At 66.9% G+C, this 21,073-nt stretch carries 28 protein-coding genes and 1 pseudogene; 28 read left to right on the top strand and 1 reads right to left on the bottom strand.

Features of this window, described 5'->3' with window-relative positions; all coding sequences use genetic code 11:
- Nucleotides 1-8 precede the first annotated feature (8 nt).
- Entirely contained in the window at nt 9-2,459 is a 2,451-nt protein-coding gene (locus ABZ934_RS14175) for a YfhO family protein (protein ID WP_361312602.1), read from the bottom strand.
- Between the two features lie 443 nt (nt 2,460-2,902).
- Between ABZ934_RS14175 and rpsL the strand changes: the two genes are divergently transcribed.
- From rpsL to ABZ934_RS14035, 28 genes and pseudogenes are all read left to right on the top strand, one after another.
- Nucleotides 2,903-3,274 carry a 30S ribosomal protein S12 gene (rpsL, locus tag ABZ934_RS14170; protein ID WP_007265893.1) on the top strand — a complete coding sequence of 124 codons (372 nt, stop codon included), beginning with the start codon at nt 2,903-2,905 and terminating at the stop codon, nt 3,272-3,274.
- A gap of 2 nt (nt 3,275-3,276) precedes the next feature.
- A complete protein-coding gene (gene rpsG / locus ABZ934_RS14165) occupies nt 3,277-3,747 on the top strand; it encodes a 30S ribosomal protein S7 (protein ID WP_053682626.1) in 471 nt (156 codons plus the stop codon).
- 39 nt (nt 3,748-3,786) lie between these two features.
- Nucleotides 3,787-5,913: an elongation factor G gene (gene fusA, locus ABZ934_RS14160; RefSeq protein WP_361312442.1), complete on the top strand. Its 2,127-nt coding sequence runs from the start codon at nt 3,787-3,789 to the stop codon at nt 5,911-5,913.
- Nucleotides 5,914-6,063: 150 nt separating this feature from the next.
- Nucleotides 6,064-7,257, top strand: a complete 1,194-nt coding sequence (gene tuf / locus ABZ934_RS14155) for an elongation factor Tu (RefSeq protein WP_361312440.1) — start codon at nt 6,064-6,066, stop codon at nt 7,255-7,257.
- Nucleotides 7,258-7,523: 266 nt separating this feature from the next.
- Nucleotides 7,524-8,723 carry a hypothetical protein gene (locus ABZ934_RS14150; protein WP_361312438.1) on the top strand — a complete coding sequence of 400 codons (1,200 nt, stop codon included), beginning with the start codon at nt 7,524-7,526 and terminating at the stop codon, nt 8,721-8,723.
- Between the two features lie 493 nt (nt 8,724-9,216).
- Nucleotides 9,217-9,525 (top strand): 30S ribosomal protein S10, encoded by a 309-nt coding sequence (rpsJ, locus tag ABZ934_RS14145; protein ID WP_003948644.1) that lies wholly within the window; start codon nt 9,217-9,219, stop codon nt 9,523-9,525.
- A gap of 14 nt (nt 9,526-9,539) precedes the next feature.
- Nucleotides 9,540-10,184 (top strand): 50S ribosomal protein L3, encoded by a 645-nt coding sequence (gene rplC, locus ABZ934_RS14140; RefSeq protein ID WP_361312436.1) that lies wholly within the window; start codon nt 9,540-9,542, stop codon nt 10,182-10,184.
- Between the two features lie 5 nt (nt 10,185-10,189).
- Nucleotides 10,190-10,840: a 50S ribosomal protein L4 gene (rplD, locus tag ABZ934_RS14135; RefSeq protein WP_031152736.1), complete on the top strand. Its 651-nt coding sequence runs from the start codon at nt 10,190-10,192 to the stop codon at nt 10,838-10,840.
- A 20-nt stretch (nt 10,841-10,860) separates the two neighbouring features.
- Nucleotides 10,861-11,163 (top strand): annotated as a pseudogene (rplW, locus tag ABZ934_RS14130) (50S ribosomal protein L23); the annotation flags it as partial.
- A gap of 40 nt (nt 11,164-11,203) precedes the next feature.
- Entirely contained in the window at nt 11,204-12,040 is an 837-nt protein-coding gene (gene rplB / locus ABZ934_RS14125; protein ID WP_136213227.1) for a 50S ribosomal protein L2, read from the top strand.
- Nucleotides 12,041-12,052: 12 nt separating this feature from the next.
- Nucleotides 12,053-12,334: a 30S ribosomal protein S19 gene (rpsS, locus tag ABZ934_RS14120; protein ID WP_043230274.1), complete on the top strand. Its 282-nt coding sequence runs from the start codon at nt 12,053-12,055 to the stop codon at nt 12,332-12,334.
- 43 nt (nt 12,335-12,377) lie between these two features.
- A complete protein-coding gene (rplV, locus tag ABZ934_RS14115) occupies nt 12,378-12,725 on the top strand; it encodes a 50S ribosomal protein L22 (RefSeq protein WP_136213228.1) in 348 nt (115 codons plus the stop codon).
- Complete coding sequence (gene rpsC, locus ABZ934_RS14110; RefSeq protein WP_356811231.1) at nt 12,725-13,567, top strand: 30S ribosomal protein S3; 843 nt, start codon at nt 12,725-12,727, stop codon at nt 13,565-13,567. Before rplV ends, rpsC begins: the two co-directional genes overlap by 1 nt.
- Before the next feature lie 5 nt (nt 13,568-13,572).
- Nucleotides 13,573-13,992, top strand: a complete 420-nt coding sequence (rplP, locus tag ABZ934_RS14105; protein WP_030026326.1) for a 50S ribosomal protein L16 — start codon at nt 13,573-13,575, stop codon at nt 13,990-13,992.
- Nucleotides 13,992-14,216 carry a 50S ribosomal protein L29 gene (gene rpmC / locus ABZ934_RS14100; RefSeq protein WP_361312434.1) on the top strand — a complete coding sequence of 75 codons (225 nt, stop codon included), beginning with the start codon at nt 13,992-13,994 and terminating at the stop codon, nt 14,214-14,216. The genes rplP and rpmC overlap by 1 nt, the downstream gene beginning before the upstream one ends.
- Entirely contained in the window at nt 14,216-14,497 is a 282-nt protein-coding gene (rpsQ, locus tag ABZ934_RS14095; protein ID WP_030026328.1) for a 30S ribosomal protein S17, read from the top strand. The genes rpmC and rpsQ overlap by 1 nt, the downstream gene beginning before the upstream one ends.
- A gap of 131 nt (nt 14,498-14,628) precedes the next feature.
- A complete protein-coding gene (gene rplN / locus ABZ934_RS14090; protein ID WP_003956455.1) occupies nt 14,629-14,997 on the top strand; it encodes a 50S ribosomal protein L14 in 369 nt (122 codons plus the stop codon).
- A gap of 2 nt (nt 14,998-14,999) precedes the next feature.
- Nucleotides 15,000-15,323 carry a 50S ribosomal protein L24 gene (gene rplX / locus ABZ934_RS14085; protein WP_136213229.1) on the top strand — a complete coding sequence of 108 codons (324 nt, stop codon included), beginning with the start codon at nt 15,000-15,002 and terminating at the stop codon, nt 15,321-15,323.
- Nucleotides 15,323-15,874 carry a 50S ribosomal protein L5 gene (gene rplE / locus ABZ934_RS14080; protein WP_030298216.1) on the top strand — a complete coding sequence of 184 codons (552 nt, stop codon included), beginning with the start codon at nt 15,323-15,325 and terminating at the stop codon, nt 15,872-15,874. Before rplX ends, rplE begins: the two co-directional genes overlap by 1 nt.
- Nucleotides 15,875-15,879: 5 nt before the next feature.
- Entirely contained in the window at nt 15,880-16,065 is a 186-nt protein-coding gene (locus ABZ934_RS14075; protein ID WP_003956452.1) for a type Z 30S ribosomal protein S14, read from the top strand.
- Nucleotides 16,066-16,287: 222 nt separating this feature from the next.
- Nucleotides 16,288-16,686 (top strand): 30S ribosomal protein S8, encoded by a 399-nt coding sequence (rpsH, locus tag ABZ934_RS14070; protein WP_007265911.1) that lies wholly within the window; start codon nt 16,288-16,290, stop codon nt 16,684-16,686.
- 20 nt (nt 16,687-16,706) lie between these two features.
- On the top strand, nt 16,707-17,246 hold the full coding sequence (gene rplF, locus ABZ934_RS14065) for a 50S ribosomal protein L6 (protein ID WP_053682616.1): 540 nt from the start codon (nt 16,707-16,709) through the stop codon (nt 17,244-17,246).
- Between the two features lie 2 nt (nt 17,247-17,248).
- Nucleotides 17,249-17,632 carry a 50S ribosomal protein L18 gene (rplR, locus tag ABZ934_RS14060; protein ID WP_030026334.1) on the top strand — a complete coding sequence of 128 codons (384 nt, stop codon included), beginning with the start codon at nt 17,249-17,251 and terminating at the stop codon, nt 17,630-17,632.
- A gap of 45 nt (nt 17,633-17,677) precedes the next feature.
- A complete protein-coding gene (gene rpsE / locus ABZ934_RS14055) occupies nt 17,678-18,280 on the top strand; it encodes a 30S ribosomal protein S5 (protein ID WP_136213231.1) in 603 nt (200 codons plus the stop codon).
- Nucleotides 18,280-18,462, top strand: a complete 183-nt coding sequence (gene rpmD, locus ABZ934_RS14050; RefSeq protein ID WP_361312431.1) for a 50S ribosomal protein L30 — start codon at nt 18,280-18,282, stop codon at nt 18,460-18,462. Before rpsE ends, rpmD begins: the two co-directional genes overlap by 1 nt.
- A 2-nt stretch (nt 18,463-18,464) precedes the next feature.
- Complete coding sequence (rplO, locus tag ABZ934_RS14045) at nt 18,465-18,920, top strand: 50S ribosomal protein L15 (RefSeq protein ID WP_030154704.1); 456 nt, start codon at nt 18,465-18,467, stop codon at nt 18,918-18,920.
- 186 nt (nt 18,921-19,106) lie between these two features.
- Nucleotides 19,107-20,420: a preprotein translocase subunit SecY gene (secY, locus tag ABZ934_RS14040; protein WP_136213232.1), complete on the top strand. Its 1,314-nt coding sequence runs from the start codon at nt 19,107-19,109 to the stop codon at nt 20,418-20,420.
- The gene (locus ABZ934_RS14035) at nt 20,420-21,067 is read left to right on the top strand and encodes an adenylate kinase (protein WP_361312429.1); all 648 of its coding nucleotides are present in this window, start codon (nt 20,420-20,422) and stop codon (nt 21,065-21,067) included. The genes secY and ABZ934_RS14035 overlap by 1 nt, the downstream gene beginning before the upstream one ends.
- Nucleotides 21,068-21,073 lie beyond the last annotated feature (6 nt).

Below are 21,073 nucleotides of genomic sequence, written 5' to 3'. Positions count from 1 at the left end.
CGGGCACGTCAGTTACGGCGGCGGCGGGAGGCGACCGTGACGGAGGCCAGGGCCAGGAGCGCGAGGGTGGCGGCGGCGAGGCCGGGGGTGAGGCCCTTCGGGGTGAAGGTGCAGGAGACCTTCGTGGTGCCCGCGGGCACGGCGAGGGCGACCAGGCCGTGGAAGGGCCGGACCGGGGCGGAGCACTGCCAACCCGGGACGGCGGTCATCGCGAAGACGGCGGTGCCCGTGGAGCCCTTCGGGAGGGTGGCTTCGATGGTGTGGCCCTCCGCGGAGACCTGCGTGGCGCCGGTGGTGGTGAGCCGGCGGACCGTCGAGTCGAGCGCCGGGCGGTCCAGGCAGCCGATGGGGTGGGTGCCGGCGGTGGCGTGCGCGGTGTGCGTGGCGACCGTGACGTCGAGGCGGCCCGAGGCGGGGACCGTGCCGAGGGGGACGACCCCGCTCATGCGGTCCTGGAGGGTGCGGGTGAGGGAACCCTGGGAGAGCGTGCCGAAGAGCTCGGGGGAGTACCAGTAGGCGGCGGAGCCGGGGGCGCACTGGGCCGCGTACGTCTGGGCGGTGGCGGTACCGCCCCGGGTGACCTGCGGGACCTGGTAGACGGTCGCGCCCAGGACGTTCTCCTGGCGGGCGTACACGCTGTCGGCCGGGTTGGGGGAGGTGTAGGCGCCGCCGCGCAGGGTGACCAGGGGCGGGGCGGGGAACGTCGTCGCGGTCCAGCTGTTCTTCGCGTCCCCCGGCCGTACCCGCGCGCCGATCGAGAAGATCGCGTCGAGGACCGGGTTGTCGGCCCCGAAGAAGGTCCGGCCGTCGTTCTTGAAGCCGTATCCCAGGGGCTCCAGGGCCCGGTACGTGGCCTCGGGGAGGTAGCTGCTGTAGTACTGCGGCCCCTCCGCGCGCAGGGCCAGGGCGTCGTTGTACGAGGTCTGCGGCGCGCCCGAGTCGGTCCGGTACGCGGGCCAGCCGTCCACGGCCCGGACCGCGTCGAAGTGCCGGCTGATCGACGCGTTGGAGGTGGCGGCGGGCGCCGCCCAGCGTTCGCGGGCCCGCCGGGTGTCGGCGCCCAGCGCGGCGGCGGTGGATTCCGCGAAGACGACGCCGACCATCAGTACGGCCGCGATCGGGACGAGGTGGCGACGCTTCTCGCCGAGGGAGAGCAGGACCAGCGCGAGCAGCGACAGGGCCCCGCCGCCGAGCACGGCCGGCCACGTCCAGCCGCCGAAGTCGTCGGTGTGCCGCAGCACGAAGGTGGCCGCCACCAGCAGGGCGGCCGACAGCGCGAGGTGCAGCGGGCGCGGGCGGTGGGCGAGCGCCAGCCAGGCGGCGATCACCACCATCCCGCTGAACACGAAGGCCTCGCGGTACGGGTTGCCGTTCGGGACCGCCAGGCCGTGCCACACGTACTGGGTCGGCGGGAACTGGAACGAGGCGAGCACCAGCAGCGTCGCACCCGCCCACACCAGGCGCGTCTTGCGCGCGATCGCGGAGTTGAAGAGGAACGCGCCCGCCAGGATCAGCCCCAGGGAGGCGACGTACAGCCGGGGCCGGCCGCCCCACAGGTGCGTGGCGGGCAGCATCCCGGCGAGCAGGATCTCGATCCGGACCGGCTCGAAGGAGCCGGCCCGGGTGGGCTGCGCGGCGCCGCTCGACAGGAAGGACGGCAGGAGCAGGGGCAGGGTGAGGAAGACGCCCGTGACGGTTGCCGTGGCCGCCCGCCACACGGCGCGCAGCCGCTCGGAGCCGGTCATCTCGCGCGTGGCCAGCCGGATCGCCAGGAGCACGCAGGCGGCCATCGTCGCCATCATCGCGGTGTAGAAGTTCCCGAACCAGGCGAGCGCGACGAACAGCGCGACGCCGGGCCAGCGCCGCTGCTCCAGACACCACTCGACGGCGATGCCGAGCAGTGGCAGGGCCACCAGCCCCCACAGCCACATCGGGATGTACGAGGCGTCGCTGAGCGCCCACCCGCACAGTCCGTACGTCGCTCCGAGCACCCCCCGCTGCCACCACGGGCCGGGGTGCAGCTTCCCGAGGTACACCGTCATCACGGCGGCCGCGGTGCCCATCGTCAGGGGGGTGACGACGAAGACGGCGAGGTCGACGTGGGCCCGGGGCACGAGGACGGCGAGCCAGGAGAACGGGTTGCCGAGGTAGGTGTAGTAGTCGGACAGGAACTGCTGCCCGAAGCCCCCGCGCCAGCTGAACAGCAGGTCACCGGCGGCCTGCCCGTGCACCAGGTCCCACAGGGCGCGGTGGAAGGGCACGTACTGATTGGCCTGGTCGTTGAGGGCGCGGCCGGTGTTCCCGAAGGGGAAGGTGCCGCGGGCCACCCAGGCCGCGCAGAACGCGCCCGAGGTGACGAGGAAGGCGAGCAGTGGGCCGCGCAGGCGACCCAGGCGGCGCCGGGTCGAGGCGGGCCGCCGCCGGGCGGGAGCTTCCCGTGTGGTGGGCTCCGAGGCCACGGTTCCCAATGCGCTGCTCCCTGCTGATCGACTTCGCCGGTGGCGGTTTGTCCGGCTCGTCAGTCTAGGGCGGCGCGGGCAGCGCGCGGCCACGTACCACATGTGCGCGGGTTCCGCACATCAGAGCCCGTGCGGGGGCGGGGTCCAGGCCCGAATCCCGTGCCCCGTCTGGCCTGCGGGTCTGTGGGGGAGCGGGCCGCGCGGCGGGCGCCGGGCTTTTGTTTTGACCGGAGTGGATGGGATGGGTACGCTCAGACCTTGTGCCTGGGGTGTGCCTGGGCTCCCGTGCGTGTCCATCACCCGCATAAGAGCCACATCAAGCCACCGCGATCCACGTGATCTCCGTTAGCGCGGAGCTCCACCGGATCCGACACACCCGACCGCGTGGGTCGGCAAAGTTCCAGGTTAGCTTCACTACACGGCACACAGAAACCGGAGAAGTAGTGCCTACGATCCAGCAGCTGGTCCGTAAGGGCCGGCAGGACAAGGTCGAGAAGACAAAGACCCCCGCGCTTGAGGCTTCGCCCCAGCGTCGCGGCGTCTGCACGCGTGTGTTCACGACCACCCCGAAGAAGCCGAACTCGGCGCTCCGTAAGGTCGCGCGTGTGCGTCTGACCTCCGGCATCGAGGTCACCGCTTACATTCCGGGTGAGGGACACAACCTGCAGGAGCACTCGATCGTGCTCGTGCGTGGTGGCCGTGTGAAGGACCTGCCGGGTGTTCGTTACAAGATCATCCGCGGTGCGCTTGACACGCAGGCTGTCAAGAACCGCAAGCAGGCCCGCAGCCGCTACGGCGCCAAGAAGGAGAAGTAAGAATGCCTCGTAAGGGCCCCGCCCCGAAGCGCCCGGTCATCATCGACCCGGTCTACGCATCTCCTCTGGTGACGTCGCTCATCAACAAGATCCTCCTGAACGGCAAGCGCTCCACCGCCGAGCGCATCGTCTACGGCGCGATGGAGGGCCTCCGCGAGAAGACCGGCGCTGACCCGGTCATCACGCTGAAGCGCGCGCTGGAGAACGTCAAGCCGTCGCTTGAGGTCAAGTCCCGCCGTGTCGGTGGCGCCACCTACCAGGTGCCGATCGAGGTCAAGCCCGGTCGTGCCGCCACCCTGGCGCTGCGCTGGGTCGTGGGTTACTCCCGCGCCCGCCGCGAGAAGACCATGACCGAGCGCCTCATGAACGAGCTGCTCGACGCCTCCAACGGTCTTGGCGCTGCCGTCAAGAAGCGCGAGGACACGCACAAGATGGCCGAGTCCAACAAGGCGTTCGCGCACTACCGCTGGTAGTCCCACCCCACATCGAGACCGAGAGAAGACCGAAGCCTTATGGCTACCACTTCGCTTGACCTGGCCAAGGTCCGCAACATCGGGATCATGGCCCACATCGACGCGGGCAAGACGACCACCACCGAGCGCATCCTGTTCTACACCGGTGTGTCGTACAAGATCGGTGAGGTCCACGACGGCGCCGCCACGATGGACTGGATGGAGCAGGAGCAGGAGCGTGGTATCACCATCACGTCTGCCGCGACGACCTGCCACTGGCCTCTTGACGAGGTCGACCACACCATCAACATCATCGACACCCCGGGTCACGTCGACTTCACCGTAGAGGTGGAGCGTTCGCTCCGCGTCCTCGACGGTGCCGTCACCGTCTTCGACGGTGTCGCCGGTGTGGAGCCGCAGTCCGAGACGGTGTGGCGTCAGGCCGACCGTTACGGCGTGCCGCGCATCTGCTTCGTCAACAAGCTGGACCGTACCGGCGCCGAGTTCTTCCGCTGTGTCGACATGATCGTGGACCGCCTCGGCGCGACCCCGATCGTCATGCAGCTGCCCATCGGCTCCGAGATGGACTTCCAGGGCGTTGTCGACCTGGTCCGCATGAAGGCCCTTGTCTGGTCCGCCGAGGCCTCCAAGGGCGAGATGTACGACGTCGTCGACATCCCCGCTTCGCACGTCGAGCTCGCCGACGAATGGCGCGGCAAGCTCGTCGAGGCCGTCGCGGAGAACGACGAGGAGATGATGGAGCTGTTCCTGGAGGGCACCGAGCCCACCGAGGAGCAGCTCTACGCCGCCGTCCGTCGTATCACCATCGCCTCCGGCAAGGGCGGCGACACCACTGTCACCCCCGTGTTCTGTGGCACCGCGTTCAAGAACAAGGGCGTTCAGCCCCTGCTCGACGCCGTCGTGCGCTACCTGCCTTCCCCCCTGGACGTCGAGGCCATCGAGGGCCACGACGTCAAGGACGCGGAGGTCGTCGTCAAGCGCAAGCCGGCCGACTCCGAGCCGCTGTCGGCCCTCGCGTTCAAGATCGCGAGCGACCCGCACCTCGGTAAGCTCACCTTCGTCCGGATCTACTCCGGTCGCCTGGAGGCCGGCACCGCGGTGCTGAACTCCGTCAAGGGCAAGAAGGAGCGCATCGGCAAGATCTACCGTATGCACGCGAACAAGCGTGAGGAGATCGAGTCGGTGGGCGCCGGTGACATCGTCGCCGTCATGGGCCTGAAGCAGACCACCACCGGTGAGACGCTGTGCGACGAGAAGGCCCCGGTCATCCTGGAGTCCATGGACTTCCCGGCCCCGGTCATCCAGGTCGCGATCGAGCCCAAGTCCAAGGGTGACCAGGAGAAGCTGGGTGTCGCCATCCAGCGTCTCGCGGAAGAGGACCCCTCCTTCCAGGTTCACTCGGACGAGGAGACCGGCCAGACCATCATCGGTGGTATGGGCGAGCTCCACCTCGACATCCTCGTCGACCGCATGCGTCGCGAGTTCAAGGTCGAGGCGAACGTCGGCAAGCCGCAGGTGGCCTACCGCGAGACGATCCGCAAGTCCGTCGAGCGTCACGACTACACCCACAAGAAGCAGACCGGTGGTACCGGTCAGTTCGCCAAGGTGCAGATCGCGATCGAGCCCATCGAGGGCGGCGAGGCGGCTTACGAGTTCGTCAACAAGGTCACCGGTGGACGTATCCCGCGTGAGTACATCCCGTCGGTGGACGCCGGTGCCCAGGAAGCCATGAAGTTCGGCATCCTCGCCGGCTACGAGATGACTGGCGTCCGCGTCATTCTTCTCGACGGTGGCTACCACGAGGTCGACTCCTCCGAACTCGCGTTCAAGATCGCCGGTTCGCAGGCCTTCAAGGAGGCCGCGCGCAAGGCTTCTCCCGTGCTCCTTGAGCCGATGATGGCCGTTGAGGTCACCACGCCCGAGGACTACATGGGTGAGGTCATCGGCGACATCAACTCTCGTCGTGGCCAGATCCAGGCCATGGACGAGCGTCACGGTGCTCGCATCGTGAAGGGCCTCGTGCCGCTTTCGGAGATGTTCGGCTACGTCGGAGACCTCCGCAGCAAGACCTCGGGTCGCGCCAGCTACTCGATGCAGTTCGACTCCTACGCCGAGGTTCCCCGGAACGTCGCTGAGGAGATCATCGCGAAGGCCAAGGGCGAGTAACTCTTCGGAGTCCACGCTTTAGGCTTGTCACCGGTACCTCTGGGGCAACAGGAGCAACCCGCTTCCATTGCCCCGGGGGACTGGCATCCCAGCAAAGATCACCTGGCGCCGATCTGTAAGGCGTACAGAACCACTCTCAGGAGGACCCCCGTGGCGAAGGCGAAGTTCGAGCGGACTAAGCCGCACGTCAACATCGGCACCATTGGTCACATTGACCACGGTAAGACGACCCTCACGGCCGCCATTACCAAGGTGCTGCACGACAAGTACCCGGACCTGAACGCGGCTTCGGCCTTCGATCAGATCGACAAGGCTCCTGAGGAGCGCCAGCGCGGTATCACCATCTCGATCGCGCACGTCGAGTACCAGACCGAGGCGCGTCACTACGCCCACGTCGACTGCCCGGGTCACGCGGACTACATCAAGAACATGATCACCGGTGCCGCGCAGATGGACGGTGCCATCCTCGTGGTCGCCGCCACCGACGGCCCGATGCCGCAGACCAAGGAGCACGTGCTCCTGGCCCGCCAGGTCGGCGTTCCGTACATCGTCGTCGCCCTGAACAAGGCCGACATGGTGGACGACGAGGAGATCCTGGAGCTCGTCGAGCTCGAGGTCCGTGAGCTGCTCTCCGAGTACGACTTCCCGGGCGACGACCTGCCGGTCGTCCAGGTCTCCGCGCTGAAGGCGCTCGAGGGCGACAAGGAGTGGGGTGACAAGCTCCTCGGCCTGATGGACGCCGTGGACGAGGCCATCCCGACCCCGCCGCGCGACACCGACAAGCCCTTCCTGATGCCGGTCGAGGATGTCTTCACGATCACCGGTCGCGGTACGGTCGTCACCGGCCGTATCGAGCGTGGTGTCCTGAAGGTCAACGAGACCGTCGACATCATCGGTATCAAGGAAGAGAAGACCACCACCACGGTCACCGGTATCGAGATGTTCCGCAAGCTCCTCGACGAGGGCCAGGCCGGTGAGAACGTCGGTCTGCTCCTCCGTGGCATCAAGCGCGAGGACGTCGAGCGCGGTCAGGTCATCATCAAGCCCGGTTCGGTCACGCCGCACACCGAGTTCGAGGCCGCCGCGTACATCCTGTCGAAGGACGAGGGTGGCCGTCACACCCCGTTCTTCAACAACTACCGCCCGCAGTTCTACTTCCGTACCACGGACGTGACGGGCGTTGTGACCCTGCCTGAGGGCACCGAGATGGTCATGCCCGGTGACAACACCGACATGACGGTCTCCCTCATCCAGCCGGTCGCGATGGAAGAGGGCCTGAAGTTCGCCATCCGCGAGGGTGGTCGTACCGTGGGCGCCGGCCAGGTCACCAAGATCACGAAGTAATTCGTGCTCTGACCTGGTAGCTCGCGCGAGCGGGCACCATGTTTGACAGAGGGGCCCCTTCCCCGACGCTTCGGCGCCGGGGAAGGGGCCCTTCGTCGTACCCGACGCCGTATCCGACGGCCGGGGCGTCAGCCGCGTCGGCCCGGGCGGTTGCCGGAGGGGGCGTCCGCGGCGGGCGCCGGTTTTGGCCAGGGGGAGGGAAACGGCTTGTCGGAGGGGTGTGAGAGGCTCCGCTGCGCATGGTGTGGACATATCAAGGTGGGGGCATGGGGAAGAGCGACGACGCGCGCGGGACGGGTATTTCCGACGAGGAGTGGGCCCGGTTCGTGGAGCAGGCCGCCGCAGGGGCCGGGGAGGCCCCGGTGGAGCCGTCGGCGCGGGCGCGGATGGTGACCGCGCGGCTGCGGCGCGAGGACGAGGAGCGGGCGGCGCGGGAGAAGGGCTGGAAGGGGCGTAAGGCGCGCAAGGCCCGGGAGGCCGCCGAGCCGGTCGGGTGGCGGACCGGGCCGGCCTGGCAGGAGATGGAGGGCCGCGGGAAGGGCAAGCGGCGGCTCAAGGCCACCGGGGCCATCGTCTTCATCGCCGCCCTCGCGGTGATCGCCGTACGGCCGGAGCTGGTCATAGACCGGCTCACGGGGAAGACGGCGGCCCGGGAGAAGGCCGCGAACGCCGCCCCGCTCGCCGCCGAGACGGCGCGGCCGTCGGCCGCGCCGTCACAGGAGTACCCGGACCGGCCGACCCTCCAGGACCCGTTCCGCGGTTCCCCGGCCCGGCAGTGGGCGGACGGGGCCTCGGGCATCGAGCTGCCCGAGGCGAAGCCCACGGGCGGGCTCTCCCGCGAGCAGGTGGCGGACGCGCTCGCGAAGACCGGCCGGCTGCTGGTGGCGGCCAACCTGGAGCCGGCCACCCTGCGCGGCGAGCGCCCGCAGGCGGCCCTGGACCTGCTGGACCCGGCGCAGGACGACGGCCGGGGGCTGATGGAGAGGGCCCTCGCCCGGCCCACCAAGGACGCCGACCCGTTGGCGCTGTTCACCCGCTTCGAGCCGGCCCAGGTGCGGGTGCACGGCGAGGTCGTCAAGACGCGCGGGCGGATGTGGTTCGACAGCACGCGCTCCGGAGAGGTGCTGGTGCACTCCGACTACACCTTCGTGTACCCGTTGGTGCGGGCGCGCGCCGGCGCGGACGAGGTGGCGCGGACCATCGTGCGGCGAGAGCTCACCGTGGCCCTGGCCGACCCCGAGCGGATAGCGGCGACTCCCGGCAAGCTGCGGATCGTGAGCTGGTCCGAATCGGCGGGCAACGACGACTGCTCGCGCGACGGCGAAGGCTATCTGCACCCCATGTTCGCGTCCGAGCAGCAGACGCGGCCCGACCCACGACCGTCGGGACCGGTCACCGATCCGTACGACCGCAGTACGGACGTGTCGGCGCTGCCGAAGGAGTGCGGGACCGTCTCCCGCTCCTGATCCGTCCCTGAGCCGCCCTCGTAAGGGCCTGGCGAGGCCTCCCCACGGGGTCCCCGTCGCGTGGCAGGGTTTGACGTGTCCGCGCGGCGGGGTATTGTTCTGCGCCCGATTGGCGCAGTACGTGTCTCATGTGGCAGACTACTCAAGTTGCTCGGTTGAGTGCCGATGCTGCGCGCCTCCCGCCGGGAGGACCGGAAGCGAGTCCCACAGTACTCGTCGTCCTTATCTGCCCCTCGGGGCAGCAATGGGGACGGACGTACGGGAATCTTCTGGGAAGTGTCAGCACGGGGCCCACCAGGCACCCGGTGGGTGTTTCTCCCCCGAAGCGCGGTCTTGGGACCGCACCCCCTTGGACGAGGGAATTTCCGTATGGGAATTTTCTTGGAGGGAGTGCGACACGCCCGACCGCGTGGGTCGGAGGGAAGCCGTGGAGTGATCCACAGCCGCCCGGGAGCCAGAGCGTTTCCACAACAGACAGGACTACGGAGTAGCCATGGCGGGACAGAAGATCCGCATCCGGCTCAAGGCCTACGACCACGAGGTCATCGACTCCTCGGCGAAGAAGATCGTCGAGACGGTGACGCGCACTGGTGCGTCGGTCGCGGGCCCGGTGCCGCTGCCCACTGAGAAGAACGTGTACTGCGTCATCAAGTCGCCGCACAAGTACAAGGACTCGCGCGAGCACTTCGAGATGCGCACGCACAAGCGCCTGATCGACATCCTCGACCCGACTCCCAAGACCGTTGACTCGCTGATGCGCCTGGACCTTCCGGCCGGCGTTGACATCGAGATCAAGCTCTGAGAGGCGTCGAGAAGATGGCAAAGCAGATCAAGGGCGTCCTGGGCGAGAAGCTCGGCATGACCCAGGTCTGGGACGAGAACAACCGTGTCGTCCCGGTGACCGTGGTCAAGGCCGGACCCTGCGTCGTTACCCAGGTCCGTACGAACGACATCGACGGCTACGAGTCGGTCCAGATCGCCTTCGGCGAGATCGACCCGCGCAAGGTGAACAAGCCCCTCAAGGGCCACTTCGCCAAGGCCGACGTGACCCCCCGCCGCCACCTGGTGGAGCTCCGCACCTCCGACGCCGGCGAGTACACGCTCGGCCAGGAGATCACTGCCGAGGTGTTCGAGTCCGGCGTCAAGGTTGACGTCACGGGCAACAGCAAGGGCAAGGGCTTCGCCGGTGTCATGAAGCGGCACAACTTCCGGGGCCTCGGCGCCGGTCACGGTGTGCAGCGCAAGCACCGCTCCCCCGGTTCGATCGGTGGCTGCGCCACCCCTGGGCGTGTCTTCAAGGGCATGCGCATGGCTGGTCGTATGGGCAACGAGCGCGTCACCACCCAGAACCTGACCATCCACGCGGTAGACGCGGAGAAGGGTCTGCTCCTCATCAAGGGCGCAGTCCCCGGTCCGAACGGCGGCCTCGTCCTGGTCCGTACCGCGGCCAAGGGGGCTTGAGGTTAATGAGCACCATTGACATCCTTTCGCCGGCAGGCGACAAGGCCGGTACCGTCGAGCTCCCCGCGGAGATCTTCGACGCGAAGACCAGCGTTCCGCTGATCCACCAGGTCGTCGTCGCACAGCTGGCCGCTGCCCGTCAGGGCACGCACAAGACCAAGACCCGTGGCGAAGTCCGTGGTGGTGGCCGCAAGCCGTACCGCCAGAAGGGCACCGGCCGCGCGCGTCAGGGTTCCACCCGCGCTCCGCAGTTCGCCGGCGGTGGCGTCGTCCACGGCCCGCAGCCGCGTGACTACTCGCAGCGGACCCCGAAGAAGATGAAGGTCGCCGCCCTCCGCGGTGCCCTGTCGGACCGTGCGCGTCACTCCCGCATCCACGTCGTCACCGGCGTGGTCGAGGGTGCCGCCTCCACGAAGGCCGCCAAGACGCTGTTCGGCAAGATCTCGGAGCGCAAGAACCTGCTCCTGGTCGTCGAGCGCGCCGACGAGGCCGCGTGGCTGTCCGCCCGCAACCTGCCCCAGGTTCACATCCTGGAGCCGGGCCAGCTGAACACGTACGACGTGATCGTCTCTGACGACGTGGTCTTCACCCAGGCCGCGCTCGAGTCCTTCGTGTCTGGCCCCAAGGCCGACGAGACCGAAGGGAGCGACGCCTGATGTCCGAGGCGACCGTTACCAGCAAGACCTTCTCTGACCCGCGCGACCTGCTGATCAAGCCGGTTGTCTCGGAGAAGAGCTACGCGCTGCTGGACGAGAACAAGTACACGTTCATCGTCGCGCCTGGCGCCAACAAGACCCAGATCAAGCAGGCCGTCGAGGCGGTCTTCTCGGTCAAGGTCACCGGGGTCAACACGATCAACCGTCAGGGTAAGCGCAAGCGGACCAAGACCGGTTTCGGCAAGCGCGCCAACACCAAGCGCGCCATCGTGACCCTCGCTGAGGGCGACCGAATCGACATCTTCGGCGGCCAGGGCTCCTAACGGAGTCCTGAGTCGTCCGGAATCGGACGAGGACTGAGAAATGGGTATCCGCAAGTACAAGCCGACGACCCCGGGCCGTCGTGGCTCCAGCGTCGCCGACTTTGTCGAGATCACGCGGTCCACGCCGGAGAAGTCGCTGGTTCGCCCGCTGCACAGCAAGGGCGGCCGTAACAACACCGGTCGGATCACCGTTCGCCACCAGGGTGGTGGACACAAGCGCGCCTACCGCGTGATCGACTTCCGTCGTCACGACAAGGACGGCGTGCCGGCCAAGGTCGCGCACATCGAGTACGACCCCAACCGCACCGCGCGCATCGCGCTGCTGCACTACGCCGACGGCGAGAAGCGCTACATCATCGCGCCGCGCGGTCTGCAGCAGGGTGACCGGATCGAGAACGGCCCCACGGCCGACATCAAGCCCGGCAACAACCTGGCGCTGCGCAACATCCCGGTCGGTACGACCATCCACGCGATCGAGCTGCGTCCCGGCGGCGGTGCGAAGTTCGCCCGCTCCGCGGGTGCGTCCGTGCAGCTGCTGGCGAAGGAGGGCACCATGGCCCACCTCCGCATGCCGTCCGGTGAGATCCGTCTCGTCGACGCGCGCTGCCGCGCCACGGTCGGCGAGGTCGGCAACGCCGAGCAGTCGAACATCAACTGGGGCAAGGCCGGCCGTATGCGCTGGAAGGGCGTTCGCCCGTCCGTCCGCGGTGTCGCGATGAACCCGGTTGACCACCCGCACGGTGGTGGTGAGGGCAAGACCAGCGGTGGTCGCCACCCGGTCTCCCCGTGGGGTCAGAAGGAGGGTCGTACTCGCTCGCCGAAGAAGGCTTCGAGCAAGTACATCGTCCGCCGCCGCAAGACGAACAAGAAGCGCTAGGAGCGGGTTTAGATGCCGCGCAGTCTCAAGAAGGGACCCTTCGTCGACGGACACCTCATCAAGAAGGTGGACGCTCAGAACGAAGCTGGTACCAAGAACGTCATCAAGACCTGGTCCCGTCGCTCGATGATCATCCCGGCCATGCTGGGTCACACCATCGCGGTGCACAACGGCAAGACCCACGTCCCGGTGTTCGTCACCGAGTCGATGGTCGGCCACAAGCTCGGCGAGTTCTCGCCGACTCGCACCTTCCGCGGCCACGTCAAGGACGACCGGAAGTCGAAGCGCCGCTAAAGGCGGGGTGGTAACGACTATGACTTACACCGAAGGGACAACCATGGAAGCCAGGGCCCAGGCGCGGTACATCCGCGTCACGCCCATGAAGGCCCGCCGCGTGGTGGACCTTATCCGTGGCATGGATGCCACGGAGGCTCAGGCGGTCCTGCGTTTCGCCCCGCAGGCCGCGAGCGTGCCGGTCGGCAAGGTGCTTGACAGCGCCATTGCCAACGCCGCACACAACTACAACCACCCGGACGCTTCTTCGCTGTTCATCAGCGAGGCGTTCGTGGACGAGGGTCCGACCCTGAAGCGGTTCCGTCCGCGTGCCCAGGGCCGTGCCTACCGGATCCGCAAGCGGACCAGCCACATCACCGTGGTCGTCAGCAGCAAGGAAGGTTCCCGGTAATGGGCCAGAAGGTAAACCCGCACGGGTTCCGGCTCGGCATCACCACCGACTTCAAGTCGCGTTGGTACGCCGACAAGCTGTACAAGGACTACGTCAAGGAAGACGTCGCCATCCGTCGGATGATGACGTCCGGCATGGAGCGCGCCGGCATCTCGAAGGTTGAGATCGAGCGCACCCGTGACCGCGTGCGTGTGGACATCCACACCGCTCGTCCGGGCATCGTCATCGGCCGCCGTGGCGCCGAGGCCGACCGCATCCGCGGTGACCTCGAGAAGCTCACGGGCAAGCAGGTCCAGCTGAACATCCTCGAGGTCAAGAACCCCGAGCTCGACGCTCAGCTGGTTGCCCAGGCCGTTGCCGAGCAGCTCTCCTCCCGCGTCTCCTTCCGTCGTGCCATGCGCAAGAGCATGCAGGGCACGATGAAGGCCGGCGCCAAGGGCATCAAGATCCAGTGTGGCGGCCGTCTCGGCGGCGCCGAGATGTCCCGCTCCGAGTTCTACCGCGAGGGTCGTGTGCCGCTGCACACGCTGCGCGCGAACGTGGACTACGGCTTCTTCGAGGCCAAGACCACCTTCGGCCGTATCGGTGTGAAGGTCTGGATCTACAAGGGCGACGTCAAGAACATCGCCGAGGTTCGCGCCGAGAACGCTGCGGCCCGTGCGGGTAACCGCCCGGCCCGTGGCGCGGGTGGCGCTGGCGACCGTCCCGCCGGCCGTGGTGGCCGTGGTGGCGAGCGCGGCGGCCGTGGTGGCCGCAAGCCGCAGCAGGCTGCTGGTGCCGAGGCCCCCAAGGCCGACGCTCCCGCCGCCGCTCCGGCCGAGAGCACCGGAACGGAGGCCTGACCGACATGCTGATCCCTCGTAGGGTCAAGCACCGCAAGCAGCACCACCCGAAGCGCCGTGGTATGGCCAAGGGCGGTACTGAGGTCTCGTTCGGCGAGTACGGCATCCAGGCGCTGACCCCGGCGTACGTGACGAACCGCCAGATCGAGGCGGCTCGTATCGCGATGACCCGCCACATCAAGCGTGGCGGCAAGGTCTGGATCAACATCTACCCGGACCGCCCGCTGACGAAGAAGCCTGCCGAGACCCGCATGGGTTCCGGTAAGGGTTCTCCCGAGTGGTGGATCGCGAACGTGCACCCGGGTCGGGTCATGTTCGAGCTGTCCTACCCGAACGAGAAGATTGCTCGTGAGGCGCTCACCCGCGCTGCTCACAAGCTTCCGATGAAGTGCCGGATTGTTCGGCGCGAGGCAGGTGAGTCGTGATGGCGACCGGAACCAAGGCGTCTGAGCTGCGCGAGCTCGACAGCGAGGCGCTCGTCGCCAAGCTGCGCGAGGCCAAGGAAGAGCTGTTCAAGCTGCGTTTCCAGGCGGCCACGGGTCAGCTGGAGAACAACGGCCGGCTCAAGTCCGTCCGTAAGGACATCGCTCGCATCTACACCCTGATGCACGAGCGTGAGCTCGGTATCGAGACGGTGGAGAGCGCCTGATGAGCGAGAAGAATGTGACTGAGACGAACGAGCGCGGTTTCCGCAAGACCCGTGAGGGTCTCGTCGTCAGCGACAAGATGGACAAGACCGTCGTCGTCGCTGTCGAGGACCGCGTGAAGCACGCGCTGTACGGCAAGGTCATCCGCCGTACGAACAAGCTCAAGGCTCACGACGAGCAGAACGCTGCCGGTGTCGGCGACCGCGTCCTCATCATGGAGACGCGTCCGCTGTCGGCGAGCAAGCGCTGGCGCATCGTCGAGATCCTCGAGAAGGCCAAGTAAGGAACCTCGCGCAAGCGAGTTCCGCCAGACATAGCCTGGGGGGTTCCCCTCAGGTCAGTTCCGCCAGGCTCGGCGAGGGGCTCCGGTAACGGACCCCTCGCCGGGAACCGGCAGACAATCAGGAGATAGACGTGATCCAGCAGGAGTCGCGACTGCGTGTCGCCGACAACACTGGTGCCAAGGAAATCCTTTGCATCCGTGTTCTCGGTGGCTCCGGTCGCCGCTACGCGGGCATCGGTGACGTCATCGTCGCCACCGTCAAGGACGCGATCCCCGGTGGCAACGTGAAGAAGGGTGACGTCGTCAAGGCGGTCATCGTTCGCACCGTCAAGGAGCGCCGCCGCCAGGACGGCTCGTACATCCGCTTCGACGAGAACGCCGCTGTCATTCTCAAGAACGACGGCGACCCTCGCGGCACCCGTATCTTCGGCCCCGTGGGCCGTGAGCTGCGCGAGAAGAAGTTCATGAAGATCATCTCGCTCGCGCCGGAGGTGCTGTAAGCATGAAGATCAAGAAGGGCGACCTGGTTCAGGTCATCACCGGTAAGGACAAGGGCAAGCAGGGCAAGGTCATCGCGGCCATGCCCAGCGAGAACCGCGTCCTCGTCGAGGGTGTCAACCGGGTCAAGAAGCACACCAAGGCCGGTCAGACCGCTGGTGGTTCGCAGACCGGTGGCATCGTGATCACCGAGGCGCCGGTCCACGTCAGCAACGTTCAGCTGGTCGTGGAGAAGGACGGCCAGAAGGTCGTCACCCGCGTCGGCTACCGCTTCGACGACGAGGGCAACAAGATCCGCGTTGCCAAGCGGACGGGTGAGGACATCTGATGGCTACCACTCCGCGTCTCAAGACGAAGTACCGCGAGGACATCGCGGGCAAGCTGCGTGAGGAGTTCTCCTACGAGAACGTCATGCAGATCCCCGGTCTCGTGAAGATCGTGGTCAACATGGGTGTGGGCGACGCCGCCCGCGACTCCAAGCTGATCGACGGCGCCATCCGCGACCTGACGACGATCACCGGTCAGAAGCCGGCCGTCACGAAGGCCCGCAAGTCCATCGCGCAGTTCAAGCTGCGTGAGGGTCAGCCGATCGGCTGCCACGTCACCCTCCGTGGTGACCGCATGTGGGAGTTCCTGGACCGTACGCTGTCGCTCGCGCTGCCGCGTATCCGTGACTTCCGTGGTCTGTCGCCGAAGCAGTTCGACGGCCGTGGCAACTACACCTTCGGTCTCACGGAGCAGGTCATGTTCCACGAGATCGACCAGGACAAGATCGACCGTACCCGGGGTATGGACATCACCGTGGTTACCACGGCGACCAACGACGACGAGGGCCGTGCCCTCCTTCGTCACCTCGGCTTCCCCTTCAAGGAGGCGTAAGCGAGATGGCGAAGAAGGCTCTCATCGCGAAGGCTGCCCGCAAGCCCAAGTTCGGTGTGCGTGCGTACACCCGCTGCCAGCGCTGCGGTCGCCCCCACTCCGTGTACCGCAAGTTCGGCCTGTGCCGCGTGTGCCTTCGTGAGATGGCTCACCGTGGCGAGCTGCCGGGCGTGACCAAGAGCTCCTGGTAATTCCGCAGGTCCGCAAGGACTTGGGAACTTCCAGGCACTCTCGGTAAGCATCTGGTCGGCGGATGCCCGGCCGCGCATGCCTTAGGCTTGTGTGGTTGGGCGTCCGCCGCCCATAACGACTTACTACGCCGTAGGTCCCCGCACCGCACCCGTCCCGCCACTGAGTGGGGAGAGGGATGGCGCATACAGGAAACCCCGGCGAGAGAGGCCGAAGGCCACTTCATGACCATGACTGACCCGATCGCAGACATGCTCACGCGTCTGCGTAACGCTAACTCGGCGTACCACGACACCGTCGTGATGCCGCACAGCAAGATCAAGTCGCACATCGCAGAGATCCTCAAGCAGGAGGGTTTCATCACCGGCTGGAAGGTCGAGGACGCCGAGGTCGGCAAGAACCTCGTCCTCGAGCTGAAGTTCGGGCCGAACCGTGAGCGCTCCATCGCGGGCATCAAGCGGATCTCGAAGCCCGGTCTGCGCGTGTACGCGAAGTCCACCAACCTGCCGAAGGTGCTCGGCGGCCTGGGCGTGGCGATCATCTCCACGTCCCACGGTCTCCTCACCGGCCAGCAGGCAGGCAAGAAGGGCGTAGGTGGGGAAGTCCTCGCCTACGTCTGGTAGTCGGGAACGGAGGAAAAGCAATGTCGCGAATCGGCAAGCTCCCCATCCAGGTTCCCGCCGGTGTGGACGTCACCATCGATGGCCGCACGGTCGCGGTGAAGGGCCCCAAGGGTTCCCTCTCGCACACCGTCGCTGCGCCCATCGCCGTCGCCAAGGGTGAGGACGGCGTTCTGAACGTCATCCGCCCGAACGACGAGCGTCAGAACAAGGCCCTTCACGGCCTGTCCCGCACGCTGGTGGCGAACATGATCACCGGTGTGACCACGGGATACGTCAAGGCTCTCGAGATCAGCGGTGTTGGTTACCGCGTCGCCGCGAAGGGCTCCGACCTGGAGTTCCAGCTTGGCTACAGCCACCCGATCCTGATCGAGGCGCCCGAGGGCATCTCCTTCAAGGTCGAGTCGCCCACCAAGTTCACGGTCGAGGGCATCGACAAGCAGAAGGTCGGCGAGGTCGCCGCCAACATCCGCAAGCTGCGGAAGCCCGACCCGTACAAGGCCAAGGGTGTCAAGTACGCCGGCGAAGTCATCCGCCGCAAGGTCGGAAAGGCTGGTAAGTAGCCATGGCATACGGTGTGAAGATCGCCAAGGGCGACGCGTACAAGCGCGCTGCCAAGGCTCGCCGCCACATCCGCATCCGCAAGAACGTCTCGGGTACGGCGGAGCGTCCGCGCCTCGTCGTGACGCGTTCCAACCGCAACATCGTTGCTCAGGTCATCGACGACCTCCAGGGTCACACCCTGGCGTCGGCGTCGACCCTGGACGCTTCGATCCGCGGTGGCGAAGGCGACAAGAGCGCCCAGGCCCAGGCTGTCGGCGCGCTCGTCGCCGAGCGTGCCAAGGCCGCGGGTGTCGAGACCGTCGTGTTCGACCGCGGTGGCAACCGATACGCCGGGCGCATTGCCGCTCTGGCTGACGCCGCCCGCGAAGCCGGGCTGAAGTTCTAAGCCCCGGTTCCGGGACTCACGGACGTAACAGAGAGAGGTAATCCAATGGCTGGACCCCAGCGCCGCGGAAGCGGTGCCGGTGGCGGCGAGCGGCGGGACCGGAAGGGTCGCGACGGTGGCCCTGCCGCCGAGAAGACCGCTTACGTTGAGCGCGTTGTCGCGATCAACCGCGTCGCCAAGGTTGTCAAGGGTGGTCGCCGCTTCAGCTTCACCGCGCTGGTCGTGGTGGGCGACGGTGACGGCACCGTAGGTGTCGGTTACGGCAAGGCCAAGGAAGTTCCCGCGGCCATCGCCAAGGGTGTCGAGGAAGCCAAGAAGAACTTCTTCAAGGTTCCGCGCATCCAGGGCACCATCCCTCACCCGATTCAGGGCGAGAAGGCGGCGGGCGTCGTCATGCTCAAGCCGGCTTCCCCGGGTACCGGCGTTATCGCCGGTGGTCCGGTGCGTGCCGTGCTGGAGTGCGCCGGCGTTCACGACATCCTGTCGAAGTCGCTCGGCTCTTCGAACGCGATCAACATCGTGCACGCGACCGTGGCGGCCCTCCAGGGCCTGCAGCGTCCCGAGGAGATCGCGGCTCGCCGTGGTCTGCCCCTCGAGGACGTCGCCCCCGCGGCTCTGCTTCGTGCGCGTGCTGGGGCGGGTGTCTGATGGGCCGCCTCAAGATCACGCAGACGAAGTCGTACATCGGCAGCAAGCAGAACCACCGCGACACTCTGCGTTCGCTCGGGCTCAAGCGCCTGAACGACGTGGTCGTCAAGGAGGACCGCCCCGAGTTCCGCGGAATGGTGCAGACCGTCCGCCACCTCGTGACGGTTGAGGAGGTTGACTAATCATGGCTGAGAACAGCCCGCTGAAGGCCCACAACCTCCGTCCCGCCCCCGGCGCCAAGACCGCGAAGACCCGTGTCGGTCGTGGTGAGGCGTCGAAGGGTAAGACGGCCGGTCGTGGTACGAAGGGCCAGAAGGCCCGTTACCAGATCCCGCAGCGCTTCGAGGGTGGGCAGATGCCCCTCCACATGCGTCTGCCGAAGCTCAAGGGCTTCAAGAACCCGTTCCGCACCGAGTTCCAGGTCGTCAACCTGGACAAGCTCGGTGCCCTCTACCCCGAGGGTGGAGAGGTCACGGTGGCCGACCTGGTCGCCAAGGGCGCGGTTCGCAAGAACAGCCTCGTCAAGGTCCTGGGCCAGGGCGAGATCTCCGTGGCGCTGACGGTTTCGGTTGACGCCGTTTCCGCCTCCGCCAAGGAGAAGATTGCCGCTGCCGGCGGCACCGTCACCGAGCTCGTCTAAGACGAACGCACGTGACAAATAGCTGAAACCCGACCGGGGGTGCCTCACATATGGGGCATCCCCGGTTGGTCGTTCCACGGGGGGCGCAGTCGCCGGTAAGGTGGCCTGCACCTTTGCTTGTACGTATTCGTCGATCCCTCAGACCGTCACCTCTGACGCAGTAGCGCGGGGGTCGCAGGAGGCACCGTGCTCACCGCGTTCGCCCGGGCGTTCAAGACGCCCGACCTGCGCAAGAAGCTGCTCTTCACGCTCGCCATCATCGTGCTGTTCCGCCTCGGGTCCCACATCCCGGTCCCCGGCGTGAACTACAAGAACGTCCAGTTCTGTGTGGACCAGGCAGGGACCGGCAACAGCCTGTTCGGCCTCGTCAACATGTTCAGCGGTGGCGCGCTGCTGCAGATCACGATCTTCGCGCTCGGAATCATGCCGTACATCACGGCGAGCATCATCCTGCAGCTGCTGACCGTGGTCATCCCGAAGCTGGAGAACCTCAAGAAAGAGGGTCAGTCCGGCACGGCGAAGATCACCCAGTACACGCGTTACCTGACGGTCGCGCTCGCGATCCTCCAGGGCACGGGTCTGGTGGCAACCGCCAAGACGGGTGCGCTCTTCGGTTCCTGCCAGCTCCGCACCGAGATCGTCTCGGACCGCTCGATCTTCACCATGATCACGATGGTGCTCACCATGACCGCCGGCACCTGTGTCGTGATGTGGCTCGGCGAGCTCATCACCGACCGCGGCATCGGCAACGGCATGTCGATCCTGATGTTCATCTCGATCGCGGCCGGCTTCATCGGCGCCATGTGGCAGATCAAGCTCCAGGGCAAGATCGCCGACGGTTGGGTCGAGTTCGGCGTGGTGATCCTCGTCGGTCTCGCCATGGTGGCCCTGGTGGTCTTCGTCGAGCAGGCGCAGCGCAGGATCCCGGTCCAGTACGCGAAGCGCATGATCGGGCGCCGCGCGTACGGCGGGACGTCGACCTACATCCCGCTCAAGGTCAACCAGGCCGGTGTCATCCCGGTCATCTTCGCCTCGTCGCTGCTCTACATCCCCGCGCTGGTCGTGCAGTTCAGCGGCTCGACGGCGAGCTGGGCGACCTGGATCCAGAAGCACTTCGTCAAGGGCGACCACCCTTACTACATCGCGGCCTACTTCCTCCTGATCGTGTTCTTCGCGTTCTTCTACGTGGCGATCTCGTTCAACCCCGAGGAAGTTGCAGACAACATGAAGAAGTATGGTGGGTTCATCCCGGGCATCCGCGCCGGCCGGCCTACCGCCGAGTACCTGAGCTACGTACTCAACCGGATCACCTGGCCGGGGTCGCTGTACCTGGGTCTGATCGCTCTCGTGCCGACAATGGCGTTGGCGGGCTTCGGAGCGAACCAGAACTTCCCGTTCGGCGGGACGAGCATCCTCATCATCGTGGGTGTGGGTCTGGAAACCGTGAAGCAGATCGAGAGCCAGCTCCAGCAGCGTAATTACGAAGGGTTCCTCCGCTGATGCGTATCGTCCTCGTCGGGCCCCCCGGCGCCGGCAAGGGAACACAGGCCGCGTTCCTCGCCAAGAACCTGTCGATCCCGCACATCTCCACGGGCGACCTGTTCCGCGCCAACATCAGCCAGGGCACCGAGCTCGGCAAGAGCGCGAAGTCGTACATGGACGCCGGCGAGCTCGTCCCCGACTCGGTCACCATCGGGATGGCCAAGGACCGGATGGAGCAGCCCGACGCCGCGAACGGCTTCCTGCTCGACGGCTTCCCGCGCAACCTGTCGCAGGCCGAGGCGCTCGACGAGATCCTCAAGGCCGCCGGTCTCCACCTCGACGCCGTCCTCGACCTGGAGGTCGAGGAGGACGAGGTCGTCAAGCGCATCGCCGGTCGCCGGACCTGCCGCAACGACTCCGCGCACGTCTTCCACGTCGCGTACGCGCCGCCGAAGGTCGAGGGTGTCTGCGACCACTGCGGCGGCGAGCTGTACCAGCGTGGGGACGACTCCGAGGACACGGTCCGCAACCGGCTGGCCGTGTACCACGCGGAGACCGAGCCGATCATCGACTACTACAAGGCCCAGGGCCTCGTGTCGACGATCCCCGCCCTCGGTGAGGTCGCGGACGTCACGCGACGCGCGATGGACGCCCTGAAGAAGTAGCCCCCG

Source organism: Streptomyces sp. NPDC046557 (assembly GCF_040645975.1).
Classification (GTDB): domain Bacteria; phylum Actinomycetota; class Actinomycetes; order Streptomycetales; family Streptomycetaceae; genus Streptomyces.
Note: the sequence above shows the minus strand (reverse complement) of the source record. Positions and strands in the feature narration are given on the sequence as shown.

What these genes read in the sequence shown, in the direction of transcription:
- rpsG (WP_053682626.1), top strand. Translation starts at nt 3,277, where the DNA reads ATGCCTCGTAAGGGCCCCGCCCCGAAGCGCCCGGTCATCATCGACCCG.
- fusA (WP_361312442.1), top strand. Translation starts at nt 3,787, where the DNA reads ATGGCTACCACTTCGCTTGACCTGGCCAAGGTCCGCAACATCGGGATC.
- ABZ934_RS14150 (WP_361312438.1), top strand. Translation starts at nt 7,524, where the DNA reads ATGGGGAAGAGCGACGACGCGCGCGGGACGGGTATTTCCGACGAGGAG.
- rpsJ (WP_003948644.1), top strand. Translation starts at nt 9,217, where the DNA reads ATGGCGGGACAGAAGATCCGCATCCGGCTCAAGGCCTACGACCACGAG.
- rplC (WP_361312436.1), top strand. Translation starts at nt 9,540, where the DNA reads ATGGCAAAGCAGATCAAGGGCGTCCTGGGCGAGAAGCTCGGCATGACC.
- rplD (WP_031152736.1), top strand. Translation starts at nt 10,190, where the DNA reads ATGAGCACCATTGACATCCTTTCGCCGGCAGGCGACAAGGCCGGTACC.
- rplB (WP_136213227.1), top strand. Translation starts at nt 11,204, where the DNA reads ATGGGTATCCGCAAGTACAAGCCGACGACCCCGGGCCGTCGTGGCTCC.
- rpsS (WP_043230274.1), top strand. Translation starts at nt 12,053, where the DNA reads ATGCCGCGCAGTCTCAAGAAGGGACCCTTCGTCGACGGACACCTCATC.
- rplV (WP_136213228.1), top strand. Translation starts at nt 12,378, where the DNA reads ATGGAAGCCAGGGCCCAGGCGCGGTACATCCGCGTCACGCCCATGAAG.
- rpsC (WP_356811231.1), top strand. Translation starts at nt 12,725, where the DNA reads ATGGGCCAGAAGGTAAACCCGCACGGGTTCCGGCTCGGCATCACCACC.
- rplP (WP_030026326.1), top strand. Translation starts at nt 13,573, where the DNA reads ATGCTGATCCCTCGTAGGGTCAAGCACCGCAAGCAGCACCACCCGAAG.
- rpmC (WP_361312434.1), top strand. Translation starts at nt 13,992, where the DNA reads ATGGCGACCGGAACCAAGGCGTCTGAGCTGCGCGAGCTCGACAGCGAG.
- rpsQ (WP_030026328.1), top strand. Translation starts at nt 14,216, where the DNA reads ATGAGCGAGAAGAATGTGACTGAGACGAACGAGCGCGGTTTCCGCAAG.
- rplX (WP_136213229.1), top strand. Translation starts at nt 15,000, where the DNA reads ATGAAGATCAAGAAGGGCGACCTGGTTCAGGTCATCACCGGTAAGGAC.
- rplE (WP_030298216.1), top strand. Translation starts at nt 15,323, where the DNA reads ATGGCTACCACTCCGCGTCTCAAGACGAAGTACCGCGAGGACATCGCG.
- ABZ934_RS14075 (WP_003956452.1), top strand. Translation starts at nt 15,880, where the DNA reads ATGGCGAAGAAGGCTCTCATCGCGAAGGCTGCCCGCAAGCCCAAGTTC.
- rpsH (WP_007265911.1), top strand. Translation starts at nt 16,288, where the DNA reads ATGACCATGACTGACCCGATCGCAGACATGCTCACGCGTCTGCGTAAC.
- rplF (WP_053682616.1), top strand. Translation starts at nt 16,707, where the DNA reads ATGTCGCGAATCGGCAAGCTCCCCATCCAGGTTCCCGCCGGTGTGGAC.
- rplR (WP_030026334.1), top strand. Translation starts at nt 17,249, where the DNA reads ATGGCATACGGTGTGAAGATCGCCAAGGGCGACGCGTACAAGCGCGCT.
- rpsE (WP_136213231.1), top strand. Translation starts at nt 17,678, where the DNA reads ATGGCTGGACCCCAGCGCCGCGGAAGCGGTGCCGGTGGCGGCGAGCGG.
- rpmD (WP_361312431.1), top strand. Translation starts at nt 18,280, where the DNA reads ATGGGCCGCCTCAAGATCACGCAGACGAAGTCGTACATCGGCAGCAAG.
- rplO (WP_030154704.1), top strand. Translation starts at nt 18,465, where the DNA reads ATGGCTGAGAACAGCCCGCTGAAGGCCCACAACCTCCGTCCCGCCCCC.
- ABZ934_RS14035 (WP_361312429.1), top strand. Translation starts at nt 20,420, where the DNA reads ATGCGTATCGTCCTCGTCGGGCCCCCCGGCGCCGGCAAGGGAACACAG.